The following is a 16,629-nucleotide window of genomic DNA, read 5'->3' as shown; positions in this document are numbered from 1 at the left end:
AAGAACCTCAGGCCCGGGGTGGATGGAAAAAGGAATGCGTCGGAGAGGGGGGAAGATCGGCCGGGACAAAGCCGCCGCGGACTGTGGCAACGTCAGGAGAAAAACAAGCAAAATGAAATCCGCCCTCTAAGGAGAGGACCAGGAATTTGAACCCGTCCCTGCGGCCGGAATTCTCCTGATCCTTGTTGTTCTCTTTATGCAGCCGCTTGCACAGGTAACACCGGCCTTCACATTTCAGCTCGGGCCGGCCCCGGTTAACGCACAAATTTGCCGCAATGAATCTTTTGTTCAGGGCATAGTCCCACTCGATCAGGTAGCTGCTGAAGCAGGTGCCCAGCATGCCGATCAGGAATATGGTGGCGGTGACGATGCGCATTCGGGCGCAAAAATAGTAAATAAACGATTGATTGCCATAATTGTCTCGGAAGCAAAAAAAATAGTTAAATATTTAACCATTAAATGCTTAACTTTATTGCGAGAACGAAAACACAGAAGATGCCCAAAAAGAGCAACGGGGATGACCCCATCATCGGGTTCGTGGACGCCATCATCAATGTGCGTCAGGCGATAAAGCAGCTGGCCATGCAAAAGCTGCGGGAGTTGCACGACCGGGAGATTTCCTATGAGATGCTCCAGGTAATGCTCGTCCTGTGGAAAAAGCACCAGATCAATCAGCAGGAGGTGGCCGATACAGTGCAGAAAAATAAGGCCAGCCTCACCCCGCTGATCGACAACCTGGTCGGAAAAGGTCTCGTTACGCGTTCGGAAGACCCGGTTGACAGAAGGAACAAGATCATCACGCTTACAAAAAAGGGCCAGGACTATAGAAAGAAATTCACCCCGATGATCAATGATATCTATCGTCTCGTCAAGGGAGATATCCCCGACGGGAAATTGAAAGAGGTGACGGGACTGCTGCTGGCGGTGAGCGGCAAGATCACTACCGGCAAGTAAGATCAAAAACATAAAACTTCAACATATGAACACTGCTCAAAGAATAGGCGCCTGGGGCAACCGGCATCACCCCTGGATCCTGGACATCATCCGGATACTCCTGGGCCTGTTCCTCCTAACCCGGGGGATTATCTTTTTCAACAACGCCGGCTATCTCCGTTTTCTCATCATCGACAAGGGTGTGTTAAGGCTGCCGGACGGAATCATCACCGCCATCATTTATTATGTTACCTACATCCATATCCTGGGTGGCGGGCTGATCATGGTCGGCATTTATACAAGGTTGTGGGCGTTATTGGAAGTGCCCATCGTTTTTGGCGCCGTATTTTTTATCAATATCACGCGGCCGTATGTCATTTCCGAGATCTGGCTGGCCATCCTGGTGCTTGCCTTATTGTGCCTTTTCGTGATCATCGGCTCGGGCCCGTTGTCAATCGATCGTCTTTTGGCAAACACTAAAACCCTAGGGGAGGATAGAACATGAAAAAGATATTGGTTCTTGTCGATTTTTCGGCGCCGTCGGTCAATGCCGTCGACTATGCGGCCGATCTTGCCAGGGATAAGGATTTCGGGGAAGTGATCCTGATGGCAAACCTTTTTGTTCCCCTGTTCGAACAGATCGTTCCAACGGCCGACCTGACCCAGGTGGACGCAGTGGATATCAGCGGCAGGAAAGAGAAGATGATGCAACAATTGCAGAAGTTGCAAACCAGGCTGGAAAAAAACCTCCCCCCGGCTATCAAAACCAGCACTGTCATCGGTTCGCACGCCTTATTGCGTTCGGTGCTGCACGAGGTGGCGGCAGATGGACCTTCCCTGGTCATCGTCGGCATCAGCAAACGCAATACGATGGAAGACTGCAGCATCGGCCGCCAGATCATCCCGCTGGCAAAAGTGACTCCGGTGCCGCTGCTTGTCATACCGCCGGAAAGCCATTACCGGCCCATCGAAGACGTTCTGGTTGCCCGCGCGCCCGCAGATGCCTCCCAGCCGGTGCCGCCCGGCACAACGGAAGCGTTGGTTACTTTGTTCGGTGAGGTGCACTACCAGCAATATGCCCTGGAAAAAAAGGATATGTTGCAGGGAGTCCTGCAGGCCGCCGCGGAAAGGAAGGTGCAGATCATCATCGCCTTACCCGGCAAACGCAGCTTTTTCTACAATCTCACGCATCAAAACATCATGCATGGGATTGTTCTCAATGCAGAGAAGCCGGTGCTTATTCTGAAATAGCCCCGGCTTCACTTATAACCGCGCAATCAATAGATCAATATAGTACCTTCTGGCACCAGGCGACACGCCCGTTGATGAGCAGCGCCATCACCTCAACCGCATGTTTCACCGGATGTGGAAGGCTGAGGGTATTGACGCCTTCGCCAAACGAAACATTCTGCTTTTCCAATAGCTGGCCGCTGACGCTGTATTTGACAAGGACACCGTCACATGCCGTGGCCGTGTTTACAAAAAGCATCAGGTTTTCCGGGTTATTGGTGGCGAGATAGATAGCTGAAAGCGGTGACTTACCTGCACCTATCGTGATGGTCGGCGAATAATAGGTGGCCCCGCTGGTGGTAACGGCCTTTACCCGGTAGAGATTGGTACCGTTCAACGGATGCTGATCCATAAAGGAGAAAGAACCGGCAACGTCAGTTCCACCGGCATGCGGATTGAACACTGAACCTATCGCCTGGAATTCATTTACGCCATCGCTCCGTTCGACCACAAACGACTGGTCGAGGCTCTCATCGAGGTCCTGGAAAGTAAGATCGATCTGCTGGCCGATGGCTGTTCCTTCCAGCTTAAGCCCATTGGTCAGCATGATGGCGAACATAGAGGAGAGGACGTTTACCGACGCAGTGTCCGTACAACCGTTGCGTTTTTCCGTCACGGTAAGATGGTAGGTTCCCCACACCGTGTCGTTGATGGGGTTTTGGACAGTGGAGGTAAAACTACCCGGTCCGGTCCAGTTCCAGAGCAGGCCATGCGACTTGCCGAATGGCGTGGAGTAGTCGCTCTTAGCCGTGTCGCCGCCATAGAATTGCAGCAGACTGCTACCCAACATCCCCACGTTTGCACTTGCAACGGGTGGGAAGGTATCTATCGGCACGACGATGGTATCCACCTTGGTCGCGGGACAGCCCAGCGCGGGGGAAGCCGACACGATATACGAGCCGGCCTTGGAGACATTCAACTGCGAACTGTCGCCGTTCGCCCCGGTGATGGTGCCGCCATTGATGGTCTTCCAGGTATAGTAGCCGGCGGTGCTGTTATTCGTCAGGGTGATGGTCCCGGCGGTGTGATTACACCGTAGGGTATCTGGATTCACTCCAAAATCCATGACGGGCGGCCGCAGGAAGGTGAGGGGCGCCATGAAGTCCTTGAGGTCGGCTGTAAAAGAGGCCGAAGACCGGGAGGCAAAGAGGATGTCGGAGAACATCGACTGGCAGGGATTCAATGTCGCATACAAGGCCGGGTCCACCCCGATGCGGGTGAGGTTGAGGCCTACTTCGATAAACTGCGTAGCCTGGTAATAAGGACTCCACCCCGACGAGCTGTTGGTAGTACCCCAGGGTGCATCTGTAGTAGTATCATTGGCAGGTACTCCCGAATAGTTGGAGATGCCGGCGCCCCAGGCCGTAGTCCCGGCCTTGCTGACGACTGACGCATAGCCATAAGTGCTGCCGGCGGCGGTGTTGTAGGTGCCGTTGAAATTGAAATATTTTGGCGTCAGCGCTCCACCGAAATAGGTGCTGAACGTACTCTGGCTCACCCACAGGCGGACGTCGATGATGGGCGGTGAGCCGGGCAGGAAGGTACAGGCAATGATCATATCCCCCGTCTGGGTGACGTTGCCGCTGGCATCGAAGAGCCATTCGGTGTGGCCCCAGGCGGTTCCCGCAGAAGTAAATATCCCGAGTGTCGAGTTATAACTAATGGTATTCTTGTACAGTTCTACATCATAATAACTGTTGGCGGCATTGCCATAGGCAGCGATACCGGTGAAGAACCACAGCGAGTCGTACACCGATAAGCCGTCCCGGCGCATGTGGGCGTAGGCGTCTACCAGGTCGTTTTTGCTGGGTACCGAAGAGATACCGCCTGTCCAGACATTTGGGTTGTCGCCGTTCTTGGCCGCCATGGTGAACACCGTGGAATCCTTCAGGTTGGCCGCCGCGCAATAATCCCGGCCGTAGGCTGCGTCGAGCCACAGCTTCCCGCTCACCTTGGCATAAAGCAGCTTGGACATTCGTTCGGTAAAGGTGGTATTATTGCCCGCCGACAACGAGGCCTTGTAGGCAGCCCAATTGGTCGTATCGATCACATTATTACCAAATCCGGAGGGAGCAAACCAATCATCACTGATGACGTTGCCGGTGACGAGGCCATATTTCAGCCAATTGGCCCGGATGTCACCATCTACGCCGAAGCCGGCATAGAGGCCCCCATTATTTAATTGCGCCTGGGAGGCCATCGGCAATAAACCCGCAAACAGCAGGATGCGTACAACTCGTTTCATAAGTAACGGATTTAAGTTTTTCACAGGAAAAGGCCGATAAGGAGGATAAGTATTTACGGCGCTCAGGATAGGGGTTTTCCGGGGTCAAATTAGTAATAATTTTCAGTTCGTGCAACCATTTTGAGCCGAAGTTTTACACAAATGTCGTTCAGGGTCTGGCGTTTATATAAATGCCACAGGCTTAATAGAATACAGGGATGTACGTATTTTTCCACAAAAATGTCCTATCGCCCAATTTGCTGAAAAAATACAGCGTTTTGGTCATTACCAGGGTGACTCCCTGGAAATCAATGCCCATGATAGAAGTCTCCAATGCCTCCGTACTGGTCATCGACGATGAAGAGATGGTCCGGGATAATATCGAAGAGATTCTCTCTCCCGCGCGATCAAACCTCGAAACCGATTCGATGGTCCGGGCCGCCGGTATTCTTTTTGATACCGCGACAAAACCGGTCAATGGCTCCGGCGTCGCCGGCGCTTCCCGGCATCGGGCATAAAAAACCCACCGGAAATCCGGCGGGCTTGCTCTAACCAGTTCCATAGCCTTTGAACCTAAGCCTATCGCTGAAAAAAGTTGCATTTGGTTTTCATAGCAATATAGTAATAGCATCAACAAAGTATCTTTGTACGTCAACACAAGAAAGCATTCGAGAGTGCGGCAGAAAAAGGTTGGTAATAGAACAGGCTTATCTGTAGAACAGGCTGTAAGGACGCGAGAGTGGTTTCTTCGATAACTAATTTACGCAATTAGGAACACAAAATCCAAAAAAATTTTTGGCTCTGTAGTCCCCCGTATCTTTAGGCAAAAAAAGGCATGAAGTGGATCACCCGCGAACGGCCGAAGATAGACCGCATCGCCTGCCCCTGGCTGATAAAACGGTTCATCGACCCGAAAGGGGAGATCATCTATGTGCCATACGACCAGGTGATGGCAAAAGCGGCAGAGCTGGACGCCATCCCCTTCGATGTGCCCGGCGTGGAGTACACGCATTACGGCGCGGAGTGCACGTTTGACTACTTTGTTCGCAAACATCACATCACCGACCCCGCCGTACATACGCTGGCGACCATCGTTCGCGGCGCGGATACCGATCACCACGAGCTGGCCCTCCAGTGCGCGGGGGTATGGGCCGTGTCGGCAGGCCTGGCCCATAACATCCGGGACGACCAGGAGTTGCTGGCAATGGGGATAGTAATGTATGATGCTTTGTACTCCTGGGCGAAAAACCTGCAGGATCTCCGGCATACCCAGCAACCATTTGAGCATCTGCTGCTCAACGTCTACCATCACTACCTCAAACAAGCACCCGGCGCAAAAAGAAAGCCGCCGGCCTGGGTGCAGGAGCTCAAACATCTGATCCAGGATCATATCGACGACAATCTCAGTCTGAAAGAGCTCTCAAAAGGATTGGAAATAAGCCCCTCCTACCTCTCCCGCGAATTTTCCCGGTATTTCGAAGACCTGTCCTTCGGCGAGTATATCCGCAAGCAGCGCATCGAAAAAGCAATACAGCTGATGCAGACGCCCAACTATTCCCTCACAGAGATCGCTTACCTCACAGGGTTTTCCGACCAAAGTCATTTCACCCGTATTTTCAAACAGCACACGGGTCAGAACCCGTCGGATTACAGGCGGCAGTTGCGCAAAAAGTAATTTTCGTACAAAAGGGTCATTTCTATTCTATTCCAGAAGTAGCCCGGGGTGTAGCATTGCGGTCTCAACTGGAAAAAGATGCCTGCTCCACCTGTTTACAGCTTACGGCAATTGGGGGCTTATTTCCTGCGGCTCGGAACGACGGGTTTTGGCGGACCGGTAGCCCTCGTAGGATATATGCACCGCGATCTTGTCGAACAGCGGCATTGGATCTCCGAGGACGAGTACCGGGAGGGGCTGGCCCTGGCCCAGCTCGCGCCCGGCCCGCTGGCGGCTCAACTGGCCATCTACCTTGGATTCGTCCACTACCGGTATAAGGGCGCCGCACTGGCAGGCCTGGCCTTTGTATTGCCGTCATTCATTATGGTGGTGCTGCTGGGGATGGGGTATAAGCTGTTCGGAGGAATGCCCTGGATCCGATGGGTATTTTATGGCGTGGGCGCCACGGTGATTGGCGTAATTGCGGTGAGTGCCTATAAGTTGACCACAAAGACGGTGGGCAGGCTGCAATGGGGGGAGATGCGAAAGCGGTGGCTGTTGTGGCTGGTCTGGCTGGGCGGTATCCTGGCAACCGTGATAACGGGGGCTGAGCCGCTATGGTGGCTGCTGGGGGCCGGGCTGCTGTATATGGTGGTCAAGGCGCCGCCCCGATGGATTCGCCGGAAGAGCCGGATGGCCGGCATCTGGCTGATAGCGACAGGTTTCTTCACCTTCGATGGAGGGACATTACAGCGGATGGGCTGGTTCTTTTTGAAGGCAGGGGCTTTTGTGTTTGGCAGTGGGCTGGCTATCGTACCTTTCTTGCATGGAGGCGTCGTATCGGGGTATCATTGGCTGACGGAAGCGCAATTCCTCGATGCGGTGGCGGTGGCGATGATCACGCCGGGCCCCGTGGTGATAACGGTGGGTTTCATCGGCTACCTGGTCGCGGGGTTCCCGGGTGCGGTAGTCGCGGCGCTGGCGACATTCCTGCCCTGTTATCTGTTCACCGTGATACCCGCGCCCCATTTTAAGCAATGGGCAGGCAACACCTCCGTGCGGGCCTTCGTCGATGGCATCACGGCGGCGGTGATGGGCGCCCTGGCGGGAGCGGTGGTGCTGATGGGACTTCGGACGGTGGTGGACTGGCCTACAGGGCTGCTGGCGCTGGGAAGCTGTCTTGTACTGTGGTATGGGAAAAAAGTAAAGGAACCGCATGTGATTCTCCTGGGGGCCATAGTGGGCTGGCTGTTGAAATTTTTTATACACACATAACAACGATCACTATGAAAGTCGGTAAAAAAGCATTGGGTCTTACCATTGCCGTATTGTTTGCCCTTAAAGGCTGGGCCCAGGTAGATTCCACCGGGCTGGATAACCTATTTGGAAAGAAAGGGACTGTAACAGGGAATGTCTACCGCATCACCTTCCCGCGGGGCGACCTCAAGGTAACCATAGGCGATTTCCCCGTCGCGCCTGGGCTGGCGCTTACCTCCTGGGTCGCCTTACACCGGATGGGGGCGGAGTCGATGATGATGGGCGACCTCGTGATGCTCGATTCGGAAGAGCCGGCGGTAGTGGCGAAGCTGGTGGAACTGGGCCTGGGTATCACGGCTATCCATAACCACCTCGTCGGCGAGAAGCCCGCCATCAAATTCCTGCATTTCTCAGGCAGCGGCGACGCGCTGAAACTTGCCGGGGAAATAAAACAGGTCTTGGCCATAACGGGGACACCCTTCGGTTCATCACCCGCAGGAGCAGCTCCCAGCCCGGACTGGTCGGCGGTGGAGGCGCAGCTTGGCGCCAAGGGCCGCAAGTCCGGCAACATCATTTCCTATAGCTTCCCCCGCAAGGAGAAGCTGATGGAAAGCGGCATGGAAATGCCCGCCCCGATGGGGATGGCGACTGGCATCAATTTGCAAATGGACGGCAGCAGGGCCGGGACGACTGGGGATTTTGTGCTGCTGGCCGACGAGGTGAACAAGGTGGTGAAGGCACTGGAGACACATGGTATCACGGTGACGGCTATCCACAACCACATGCTCTACGACGAGCCGCGGCTCTTTATGCTTCACTTCTGGGGCGTGGGTGAGCCGGGGAAACTGGCAGCAGGTTTGAAAGCAGCATTGGAAGAAACAAATTCGGCCTTATGAGACCCTGGAAGCTGTTTTTTGTTTCAATTCTCTTTTTCTTTTCCGTTTCATCCTTTGGGCAAAGTCCGGAACTTTCTTTACGGGAGTTCGCATCGGGCCAGATCAAAAAAGGGGTACGTTCCATTGGCATGGGCGGGGATGGCGCCACCTGGGGGAACTATTCCCTGGTGTACAGGGATTCGAGCACGGCTTTGCTGGACGTAGGCGCCACGATCTATCCAAACAACAATACATTCAGCTTTACCGCGGTAGGCGTTACGCTACCACCTTTTAAGAATGGGCTAACCCTGTACACGATAGCGTTATCGCAATACGCAACGAATATTTCAACGACGTTGAAGCATCCCGGATCAGGGGGGCTGGCGGATGCCGTTCATGGCGACGGGAATAATCAGGCTGTATTTGTAAAAGCCGCTATGCCACTGGGAAAAGGCTTTTCGGCCGGGCTTTTGCTTTCCTATGAGCTTTCGCAATTTGATTCCCATTCGGATAAATCAGTGGGTCAGTATGTCAATTATCAAACCCGATGGGTACCTTCGGGCGGATTGGGGTTGACGTGGCAACCTTCCAAACGCATCCTTGTCGGGTTCAGAGCCTTATTCAACAACGATAGGGAGCAACGGTCAGACAATGTGGGTTCCTCAACGGGTGCGAACAATACGCAGGAATACCGGCTGGGGATGTCCGTTGGGCTTTGGGAGGGAGCGTTAGCGGATGTTGGCGGTAACGTAAGGCATCGGAGCAATCAGCTGTACAACACAAAGAATACGGCCACAGAACCGAATCTGGGTTTTGAGCAGAACCTTTGGCATAGACACTTTGCATTCCGGTTTGGTCTGGATGAGACATCTGGCACCGGCGGCATCAGCCTGCGCTTTAGTCCTATCCTGATCGACGTAGCGTATGTGCGCAATCTGGCCACCGAACGGGTGGGCCCTATTTTTGGCGCCACAAGTAATTCTATCCTTTCGACCGTGGTATTCGATTTTGGAAAGAAATTCAAAAAATGAAGATCATGAACATCGCCTGCTTGCTGCTGACGTTGTTGTCTTGTAACGACGCAGTAGATACGACGCACCTCGAAAAAGACCTGCTGCACCTGGAGGTAAAAATACCCTTGTCGGGGGTACGGGGTAGAATCGACCACCTGGCGTATGACCCGGCAGGACACCGCGTCTTTGTGGCGGCCCTGGGGAATAACACCGTGGAGGTGGTCGACCTGGCGGCAAAGCAACGTTTGCATACCATCACCGGCCTGCACGAGCCGCAGGGAGTGCTGTATGTTCCTACCCTGGGACGTCTGGTTGTGGCAAATGGCGGCGATGGCGCCTGTATCTTTTATGATGGTAAGCAATATGCGGAGTTGGGACGCATCGCACTGGGAGACGATGCAGACAACGTGCGTTACGACGGGACACGGGTGTACGTCGGGTATGGCAGTGGGGGAATCGCGGTGGTCGACCCGGCAGTAATAAAAAAGACTGGCGATCTGCCGTTGAAGGGACACCCCGAATCCTTCCAACCAGGGGATGCAGGACGGATGTTCATCAATGTGCCGGACGAGGGAGCCATCGTCACGGCCGACCTGTCGTCGATGAAGGTGGGAGCCACCTGGGAGAACAGCGGGGCCTCCGCCAATTTCCCCATGGCGCTTGATGCACAGGGTGGCCGGCTGTTCGTGGGCTACCGCCACCCCGCGCAGGTGCGCGTGCTGGATAGCCGGTCGGGCGCGGTGCTGGCTTCCACGTCCTGTGTAGGGGATGCGGATGACGTATTTTATGACGCGGCCTCGGGATTGCTCTTTGTCTCGGGTGGCGAAGGGTATATCGATGTGCTGCGGGGGAAGACGCTGGTAAACCACATCGCAACCCGTAAAGGGGCGCGCACCTGTCTCTGGGTGCCGGCGGAAAAGAAGCTGATCCTCGCGGTGCCTGCCAGGGGTGGTGAAGAGGCGGCGTTGTGGGTGTATGGGATGTAAAAAAAGAAATCCGGGCACGAAAGGCGAACCCTTCTGCCCGGATCAGGTAGCATCCATAGGTGTTATTTCTTTTGCAGGGTCACCGTCCCGGCATTCGAGACGACACCCGTGCTTACGGGCACCATAATAGTAGTGTCTCTATACAAAGTATCCAGTGCATGGAAGGTGAGATTCCATGACCCGGCATTCACACCACCGAAGAAATAGTATCCGGTTGTGGAGTCCGGCAGGGCCAGCAGGGTATCCGTCCCCTGGATGGCAAACACTTCGGGCTTTGCTGCGGAAGGCAGGACATAGCCCTTGATGCTACCGCCAATGGCTTGGGTATAGGTACGGATCACCGGCTTCAGGATGTAGCCGCCATTGCCTGTCGTGACAATGCTGCTACCCGCATCGAAGTCGATCCAGAGGCGATAGACAATGCCGCTGGTCAGCGTTGCATGGATATTGAACTTCAATCCCGATTGTTGGGCAGAAGGGGTCTTCAAAGGGTAAGATACACCGTTGATCACAACGGAATTATTGTTTCCCAGGATGAGGCGCATCTGTGACAGCGTGCCTGCCGGCAGGTTTGCCGAGGCCAGCACCGTGTCGATGCCATTCCGGAAATTAAGCAGGTTGTATACTCCGGGACGAAGCAGGGGCAGGGTCTGCCAGCCCGAACTGGTACCGGAGTCGGAGGATACATTCACTTCCACCTTCTCTACATCGATATAGACAGCGTCATAAGGACCGGGACCGTCCGTCAAACGTACTTCCAGCTGACCGGTGCCGTTGTTGCTGCTGCTTTTGTTGCAGGCCGTAAAGATTAGAATGCCTGCCGCCAACGGAACAAATAGGTACAGAAGTCTGCGCGTGCTTTTCATTTTCATTGGTGTTTTCATATACAATAAGACAGGGAAACGGCCCCAGGGTCCTAGTGGCTGGAGAATTTTTTTAGGCTATCAAATTAAAACTTGTAAGTATACGTAATGCTTGGAATGACAGGGATAAGTGGCAATTCTTTGGCTACCACCTTCCTCGTGGCGGGATCGATCGTCCGGTAAACGAAGGAGTTATTGGGCCGGGCATACACATTGAATACGGAAAAGATCCATTCGGTCTCCGTGACCCGCCGCGCCGTGGTCCTGGTCTTTGCATAGTGTATGCTGAGGTCGAGCCGGTTATAGGGGCTCAGGCGGTAGTTGTTCTGGATAATATCCCAGGAGCCACTGTTAGGATTCTGGTTGCGTCCCCTGCCTCTCCCCCTGCCCCGCCCGGGGTTGGAATACAAGGCGTCATTGCCCGGAACAAAGGTGGAGTCCGGGCTAAGCGAAAAGGCCCTGCCGCTTGCCAGCAAGAAATTAGCAGCCACCTTCCAATGCGGCGTCAGCGAATAGGCAGCTGTGATATCCAGCACATGTCTCCTGTCATAGGCAAAGGGAAAGCTCTGGCCTTCGTTGAGCGAGTCGAACTGCTCATATGCATACGCCAGCGTGTACGCCAGCCAGCCGGTGAGTCTCCCCCTGTTCTTGCGGACATAGAATTCCGCGCCATAATCCCAGCCCTTGCCGAAGATGAGTTGGCTCTCGATGCTGTTATCGATGGCAGGGGTCGGTCCACCACCAAACAACAATTGATTGTCCAGGTGCTTGTAGTAGACCTCCAGACTGGTCTGGTAATCATTCCCCGAAAAATTCTTAAACAGTCCCGCGGAAATTTCTTGGGATACCTGCGGCTGGACGATACTGCTGCTGCCGATCCATATCTCGGCAGGGAAGGTAGCGTTATAGCTCTGCACCAAATGAATGTATTGGTGCATGGTAGTATAGGAGACCTTCACGCTGGTGCTCGCATCGATCAGATAAAGGAGGGCCAGCCTCGGCTCTATGGCAAAGTATTGCGCATCCGGTTTATAATAGTACGGCGCCCTTATCCCCACATACGCCTGCCATCGCCGTCCGAGTTTGATATCGTCGCCGGCATATACGGCAAGCCGCGAAGATGTCTTGGGCGGTATCCCCGAAGGGACAATGGTTTGCGGCGAATCCAGCGGAGCCACCTGCCCCGACAGCGTGGCAGGATAGAGGGTTTGATATAAATAGTCCACTCCCGCGCTGAGTTTATGTTCGGGCGAGGGATACCAGCTGAAATTGGTCTTTGCATCGATATCCCGGATGCCCGAATACAGCTGCGCAAAATACCCTTGCTGGGTGGCCGACAAAAACTGATGATAATTATTATACTCAACGGAAGTGTTGACGAATAACTTTCCCGAGAATTGATGGTTCCATCGCGCCGTAACGGCCGTGTTGCCGAAATGCATGGAATACCCGATGCCTGCACTATCCGTACTGTCGGCGGAATAGTTGTTGTTATCCCGTCCGCTGTAGAAGCTCAGCAACAGCCGGTCGTGCGGGGTAACCTGGAAGTTGAGCTTGGCATTCACATCATAGAAATAATAGTTGCTGAAATAATTGTTTTGAAGGATGGGGTGAAGCAGGAAGTCGGTCGTACTGCGACGGCCGGAAACAAGAAAGGAGGACTTGCCGGGTTCCAACGGTCCATAAAGCGTGGCGCCGGATGAAACGCTACCCAACTCGATGACCCCGCCGGTTTGTTGGTTGCTTCCATCCTTCATGGCGATGTCCAGCACCGAACTCACATGATCGCCATAGGATGCTGGAAAACCTCCCTTCATCAGGGTCGCGTGTTTGATGGTGGCCGGATTGAAGACACTCACCAGCCCGAAGATATGGCTTGGATTGTACAAGGTGGCGTCGTCGAGCAGGATCAGGTTCTGTCCGGCATTTCCGCCCCTGACGAAATAGCCCGGCGTCCCGTCTATGCCTGCCTGCACCCCGGGCAGCATTTCCACGCTGCCGATGAGGTCTCCGCTGCCGCCAACCGATGGCACGGCAGCGATCATGGCGGTCCCCAGGTCGAGCATCCCCGAGGAGTTCTTCCTTACAAAGTCTTCCCTTTTGTCGTTGACGACGGTAAGTTTGTTGATCTCTTCCTGCTCTACGTTGAGCAGCAGATCAAAAGACAGCGGGACATCGCCGTGCGCAACCACCCGCCGCACAAGGCTTTTATAGCCGACATAAGACACCTCCACGTCGATGCTGTCGGCGCCTTCCACGGTGAGCGAATAAAACCCATAGTTGTTGGACAATACCCCCGCCCCGCCGGTAGGTAGATATACGCTGGCGCCGATGAGTAATTCACCGGTGTGAGCGTCCCGTACATAGCCGCTAAGCGTAGTTTTGGCTGGCAGCAATTGTCCCGTAAGGACCACCTGATCGCCGATGAGATGATAGGTAAGAGTGGTTTGCCGGAATAAGCTATCCAGGAATTTGTGTAAGGGCATCTCTGATGCCATGATCGAAACATTCTTTTGGCCACGCAGCAATTCGGTCGGGTAGGCAAAGCGGACAGGGACGCGGGACTCGATTATCGCCAGGGCCTCAGGCAGCGGCCTGTCTTTTATGTTGATCGTCACCAGGGTTTCCGGCTTATCCTGGGCAGCAGCGGGCTGAGATAGAAAGGAAAGAAGAAGAAGAAAGAGCACCAAGGGGGCTAATACTGGCCATAGGCAGGGATTTGCAGTCATCCGCTTCATTACGATCGATCATTTACCTGGCAATATCCCTTTTTTTCAGGACATATGCACCGTCCTTTATAGTATATTCCAGGTTGAGCGAAGCACAGATCACCTGCAGGGCATTCTCCAATGATTCTCCATCCAGGTGGACGGTCAGTCTTTTTTGTGCGAACTGCATGTCGGTTAACCGAATTTGCTTGCCGGAATGTTTTTCCAGGGCGGCCAGGATCTCCGACAAAGGGGCATTGTCAAATCGCAGCGAATCGGCGATGGGTATAGTGGGACTCGTCTCCCGTATCTCCCCATTACGCTGGACCCCGGTATACAAACAAATGGAGCCACCCGCGGGTATTTCCCTGGACCCTCCGGTCTTTTTGGCGAGAAAGGCGATCCTGCCATCCGATACCGACACGGCAATACTGTCCGCCGTTTTTTCTATAGTGAAGCTTGTTCCGATGTCTTGTACGCTTGCGGCATCCATATCTACCCTAAACGGCCGTTGCTGCTGGTGCGCAACATCAAAATGGGCCTTCCCGCTGACGAGGATCACCGTCCTGCCAGTGGTATTGTACCCGGGAGCCACTTCGATACGGGTCTGCGATTGCAACACCATGGTCGAACCATCCGGGAGAGAAATGGCTTTCTGCTCACCCGCGGCCGTCTCATAAGAAAGAGCAGATTTTTGGGAGAAATACCACCATCCGGCCCCGGCTGTCAGGATAAGCACGGCCGCTGCCGCCGTCCACCGCCTGATGCTGATGACCCGCCTGCCAGGCGTCGTGGAGATCACCCTGGCTTCGGCCGAAGGTGTGGGCGCAGCTTCCTGATGTTTCGCGTCCATCTTTAGCCGAAGGGCTCCCCAGGCCTGGTTTTCGTCGGCCTGAGTGTAAAGGGTATAGTCCCCCATGCCCTCCTTCCAGATGCGCGCCAGCTTCTCGTACATTTCACGGTTAGCAGCGGAGGAATCCAGCCACTGCCTGAACCGAAGGTCCTCCTCAGGCGAAAGCTCGCCTTGCAGAGCCGATACGATCAGCTGGAAAGAAAGATCATCATATGAAGCGTGCGGGTCCATGATTCGATTATAAGACAAAAAAAAGTGTCGCCAGACCTAGCGCCAGGGCCAAAAAAATTCTTTTATCAGGATTATCCATACCGGCAGCGCATTCCAGTCACCCACCACCTCGTGCAACTCCTTTAATGCGCGGGTGATATGGTTCTTTACGGTCTTGATCGAAATACCTAGCTTGTCGGCGATCTCCTGTTGTTTCAATCCTTCAAAGCGGCTCATATTGAACACTTTGCGGCATTGCTCCGGCAATTGATCGATGGCCTTGTACAGCCTGATCTTCAGCTCATTACCCTCCATCTCCTTCCACTCAGTGGTCTCTTCTATTGCGTGGCCGAGCTGCTGTTGACGCTGCCGGTCGCGCCGGTCCCTGTCCAGTTCGTTGAGACTCCGATTGACCACTGCCCGGTGAATATAGAATTTCAGGGAAGTATGGATATCAATGGTGGCCGCATCCTCCCAGAGTTTGATAAACACGTCATTCACAATTTCCTGCGCCACACCGGGATCTTTGAGGTATTGGCACGAAGCCAGGAAAAAGAACCGATAATGCGCTTTGTAGTAGTTTTCAAATACCTGTCCATCCTTCTGTTGTATTCCGCGCCAGATTTGTTCTTCCTCGGGGCTCATGTTCCTGGATAGATGTTGGATTGATATTGGTAATAATTACCCCGGCAAGATAGGGAGAATACTTAAGGGTAGGTGTTTGAACCTAAAGACGGTTAAGTTTATCGAGCAAAGAGGTGAATAAGGTGTGGAAAAATTCGTTTTCCAGCTGATGATGATAGCATCTTTGTATCAGCAAAAGCGAAGCAAAAAAATCCGATATCCTTGAAAAACCAGCTATCCTAAATCGAAAAACCCAGTTGTCCAACATCCGAAAAACCAAGGATCCAGTATCCGAAAACCGTAGATGAACCAATGTCCGTGAAACGTACCCTTACCCTAACCCTGAATTCCAAACCGTACCCTTCCTCGATCGCGCCCTATGAAACCCCGATCCACACCTTGGAAAACCGATCCGTCGTATTGAAGACTTGTCCCGGGAGGGCGACCTCCCGGGCCTGTCCGAAACTAAAGCGACATTTGTGCCGTCCAAAACGCTATCACAATCAATGAATTGAACCCGCCGGATCCGGCGGGTTTTTTATTTGGCCAATTTTTGGCATCGTTTTGGCGTTATCCCGCGAATTACTTAAAAGCTAATACATGAAAACACTAAGCCTGTTTCTCGCAAGTGTGGGATTTTGCCTGTACTTCAACCAGGCGCAAGCCCAGGTTCACGTCAACGTCGACGTCAATATAGGGGTTCAACCGGCATGGGGCCCGACGGGATACGACCGGGTGGACTACTACTATCTTCCCGACATAGAAACCTACTATTATGTTCCCCAGCATCAGTTTATTTACTTCGACGGCGGCAGATGGGTCTTTGCTGCTTCCTTACCTTCAAGATGCCGGGATTACGATCTGTACAGAGGATATAAGGTCGTGATCAATGAACCCAGGCCCTGGCTGCGTCATGATGTTTACCGCGGAAGATATGCCCAATACCGGGAATGCTACGACCGCCAGCCGGTATTACGCGACCAGGATGATCAGGGTGAAGACGGCCCGGGTCATGGCCATGGCCGCGGACATGCATACGGCCATTATAAGCATCATAAGGATGACGATTAGGATTATAAGTGGAAATTATTATTTTTGTCGTCATTTGCTAACCATTCATATTCCTGAAAAACCTAAAC

Annotated in this window: 16 protein-coding genes; 10 read left to right on the top strand and 6 right to left on the bottom strand. The window is 53.6% G+C overall.

The features are described from left to right. Positions 1–7: 7 nt before the first annotated feature. Positions 8–376: a hypothetical protein gene (locus tag IEY39_RS25985; RefSeq protein ID WP_188937200.1), complete on the bottom strand. Its 369-nt coding sequence runs from the start codon at positions 374–376 to the stop codon at positions 8–10. A gap of 119 nt (positions 377–495) precedes the next feature. On the opposite strand from IEY39_RS25985, the gene IEY39_RS25980 reads away from it, so the two are divergent. The 3 genes from IEY39_RS25980 to IEY39_RS25970 are packed head-to-tail and all read left to right on the top strand — an operon-like array spanning position 496 to position 2,184. After that, complete coding sequence (locus IEY39_RS25980) at positions 496–954, top strand: MarR family winged helix-turn-helix transcriptional regulator (protein ID WP_188937199.1); 459 nt, start codon at positions 496–498, stop codon at positions 952–954. A gap of 25 nt (positions 955–979) precedes the next feature. After that, the gene (locus tag IEY39_RS25975) at positions 980–1,438 is read left to right on the top strand and encodes a DoxX family protein (RefSeq protein WP_188937197.1); all 459 of its coding nucleotides are present in this window, start codon (positions 980–982) and stop codon (positions 1,436–1,438) included. Beyond that, positions 1,435–2,184, top strand: a complete 750-nt coding sequence (locus tag IEY39_RS25970) for a universal stress protein (RefSeq protein ID WP_188937196.1) — start codon at positions 1,435–1,437, stop codon at positions 2,182–2,184. Before IEY39_RS25975 ends, IEY39_RS25970 begins: the two co-directional genes overlap by 4 nt. 34 nt (positions 2,185–2,218) lie before the next feature. Here IEY39_RS25970 and IEY39_RS25965 read toward each other — a convergent pair whose 3' ends face one another. Beyond that, the gene (locus tag IEY39_RS25965) at positions 2,219–4,468 is read right to left on the bottom strand and encodes a hypothetical protein (RefSeq protein ID WP_188937195.1); all 2,250 of its coding nucleotides are present in this window, start codon (positions 4,466–4,468) and stop codon (positions 2,219–2,221) included. Between the two features lie 296 nt (positions 4,469–4,764). Here IEY39_RS25965 and IEY39_RS25960 point away from each other — a divergent pair, with 296 nt between their 5' ends. The 6 genes from IEY39_RS25960 to IEY39_RS25935 all read left to right on the top strand — a co-directional run bounded on the left by IEY39_RS25960 (position 4,765) and on the right by IEY39_RS25935 (position 10,232). After that, the gene (locus IEY39_RS25960; protein WP_188937194.1) at positions 4,765–4,965 is read left to right on the top strand and encodes a hypothetical protein; all 201 of its coding nucleotides are present in this window, start codon (positions 4,765–4,767) and stop codon (positions 4,963–4,965) included. Between the two features lie 317 nt (positions 4,966–5,282). Next, the gene (locus IEY39_RS25955) at positions 5,283–6,122 is read left to right on the top strand and encodes a chromate resistance protein ChrB domain-containing protein (RefSeq protein WP_188937193.1); all 840 of its coding nucleotides are present in this window, start codon (positions 5,283–5,285) and stop codon (positions 6,120–6,122) included. A 78-nt stretch (positions 6,123–6,200) separates the two neighbouring features. Next, positions 6,201–7,376, top strand: coding sequence for a chromate transporter (locus IEY39_RS25950; protein WP_188937192.1), 1,176 nt, complete (start codon positions 6,201–6,203; stop codon positions 7,374–7,376). Positions 7,377–7,387: 11 nt separating this feature from the next. Beyond that, positions 7,388–8,254, top strand: a complete 867-nt coding sequence (locus tag IEY39_RS25945; RefSeq protein ID WP_188937191.1) for a DUF1259 domain-containing protein — start codon at positions 7,388–7,390, stop codon at positions 8,252–8,254. Beyond that, positions 8,251–9,264: a hypothetical protein gene (locus IEY39_RS25940; protein ID WP_188937190.1), complete on the top strand. Its 1,014-nt coding sequence runs from the start codon at positions 8,251–8,253 to the stop codon at positions 9,262–9,264. Before IEY39_RS25945 ends, IEY39_RS25940 begins: the two co-directional genes overlap by 4 nt. Continuing rightward, entirely contained in the window at positions 9,261–10,232 is a 972-nt protein-coding gene (locus IEY39_RS25935) for a YncE family protein (RefSeq protein WP_188937189.1), read from the top strand. Before IEY39_RS25940 ends, IEY39_RS25935 begins: the two co-directional genes overlap by 4 nt. Before the next feature lie 62 nt (positions 10,233–10,294). Here IEY39_RS25935 and IEY39_RS25930 read toward each other — a convergent pair whose 3' ends face one another. The 4 genes from IEY39_RS25930 to IEY39_RS25915 all read right to left on the bottom strand — a co-directional run bounded on the left by IEY39_RS25930 (position 10,295) and on the right by IEY39_RS25915 (position 15,511). After that, on the bottom strand, positions 10,295–11,098 hold the full coding sequence (locus tag IEY39_RS25930; protein ID WP_188937188.1) for a DUF4382 domain-containing protein: 804 nt from the start codon (positions 11,096–11,098) through the stop codon (positions 10,295–10,297). 83 nt (positions 11,099–11,181) lie between these two features. Next, positions 11,182–13,833 (bottom strand): TonB-dependent receptor, encoded by a 2,652-nt coding sequence (locus tag IEY39_RS25925; RefSeq protein ID WP_188937187.1) that lies wholly within the window; start codon positions 13,831–13,833, stop codon positions 11,182–11,184. A gap of 13 nt (positions 13,834–13,846) precedes the next feature. Then, a complete protein-coding gene (locus IEY39_RS25920) occupies positions 13,847–14,887 on the bottom strand; it encodes a FecR family protein (RefSeq protein WP_188937186.1) in 1,041 nt (346 codons plus the stop codon). Positions 14,888–14,923: 36 nt separating this feature from the next. After that, positions 14,924–15,511: an RNA polymerase sigma-70 factor gene (locus IEY39_RS25915; protein ID WP_188937184.1), complete on the bottom strand. Its 588-nt coding sequence runs from the start codon at positions 15,509–15,511 to the stop codon at positions 14,924–14,926. A gap of 579 nt (positions 15,512–16,090) precedes the next feature. Between IEY39_RS25915 and IEY39_RS25910 the strand changes: the two genes are divergently transcribed. Further along, positions 16,091–16,561: a hypothetical protein gene (locus tag IEY39_RS25910; protein ID WP_188937183.1), complete on the top strand. Its 471-nt coding sequence runs from the start codon at positions 16,091–16,093 to the stop codon at positions 16,559–16,561. The last annotated feature ends 68 nt before the right edge of the window (positions 16,562–16,629 follow it).

This window comes from Puia dinghuensis, from assembly GCF_014642875.1.
Lineage (GTDB): Bacteria > Bacteroidota > Bacteroidia > Chitinophagales > Chitinophagaceae > Puia > Puia dinghuensis.
The sequence above is the reverse complement of the archived record's forward strand: the minus strand, read 5'-3'. Positions and strand labels throughout refer to the sequence as shown.

Bases quoted from the DNA above. Each gene is read 5' to 3' on its own strand.
- IEY39_RS25985 (WP_188937200.1), bottom strand. From the start codon at position 376: ATGCGCATCGTCACCGCCACCATATTCCTGATCGGCATGCTGGGCACC.
- IEY39_RS25980 (WP_188937199.1), top strand. From the start codon at position 496: ATGCCCAAAAAGAGCAACGGGGATGACCCCATCATCGGGTTCGTGGAC.
- IEY39_RS25975 (WP_188937197.1), top strand. From the start codon at position 980: ATGAACACTGCTCAAAGAATAGGCGCCTGGGGCAACCGGCATCACCCC.
- IEY39_RS25970 (WP_188937196.1), top strand. From the start codon at position 1,435: ATGAAAAAGATATTGGTTCTTGTCGATTTTTCGGCGCCGTCGGTCAAT.
- IEY39_RS25965 (WP_188937195.1), bottom strand. From the start codon at position 4,468: ATGAAACGAGTTGTACGCATCCTGCTGTTTGCGGGTTTATTGCCGATG.
- IEY39_RS25960 (WP_188937194.1), top strand. From the start codon at position 4,765: ATGATAGAAGTCTCCAATGCCTCCGTACTGGTCATCGACGATGAAGAG.
- IEY39_RS25955 (WP_188937193.1), top strand. From the start codon at position 5,283: ATGAAGTGGATCACCCGCGAACGGCCGAAGATAGACCGCATCGCCTGC.
- IEY39_RS25950 (WP_188937192.1), top strand. From the start codon at position 6,201: ATGCCTGCTCCACCTGTTTACAGCTTACGGCAATTGGGGGCTTATTTC.
- IEY39_RS25945 (WP_188937191.1), top strand. From the start codon at position 7,388: ATGAAAGTCGGTAAAAAAGCATTGGGTCTTACCATTGCCGTATTGTTT.
- IEY39_RS25940 (WP_188937190.1), top strand. From the start codon at position 8,251: ATGAGACCCTGGAAGCTGTTTTTTGTTTCAATTCTCTTTTTCTTTTCC.
- IEY39_RS25935 (WP_188937189.1), top strand. From the start codon at position 9,261: ATGAAGATCATGAACATCGCCTGCTTGCTGCTGACGTTGTTGTCTTGT.
- IEY39_RS25930 (WP_188937188.1), bottom strand. From the start codon at position 11,098: ATGAAAAGCACGCGCAGACTTCTGTACCTATTTGTTCCGTTGGCGGCA.
- IEY39_RS25925 (WP_188937187.1), bottom strand. From the start codon at position 13,833: ATGAAGCGGATGACTGCAAATCCCTGCCTATGGCCAGTATTAGCCCCC.
- IEY39_RS25920 (WP_188937186.1), bottom strand. From the start codon at position 14,887: ATGGACCCGCACGCTTCATATGATGATCTTTCTTTCCAGCTGATCGTA.
- IEY39_RS25915 (WP_188937184.1), bottom strand. From the start codon at position 15,511: ATGAGCCCCGAGGAAGAACAAATCTGGCGCGGAATACAACAGAAGGAT.
- IEY39_RS25910 (WP_188937183.1), top strand. From the start codon at position 16,091: ATGAAAACACTAAGCCTGTTTCTCGCAAGTGTGGGATTTTGCCTGTAC.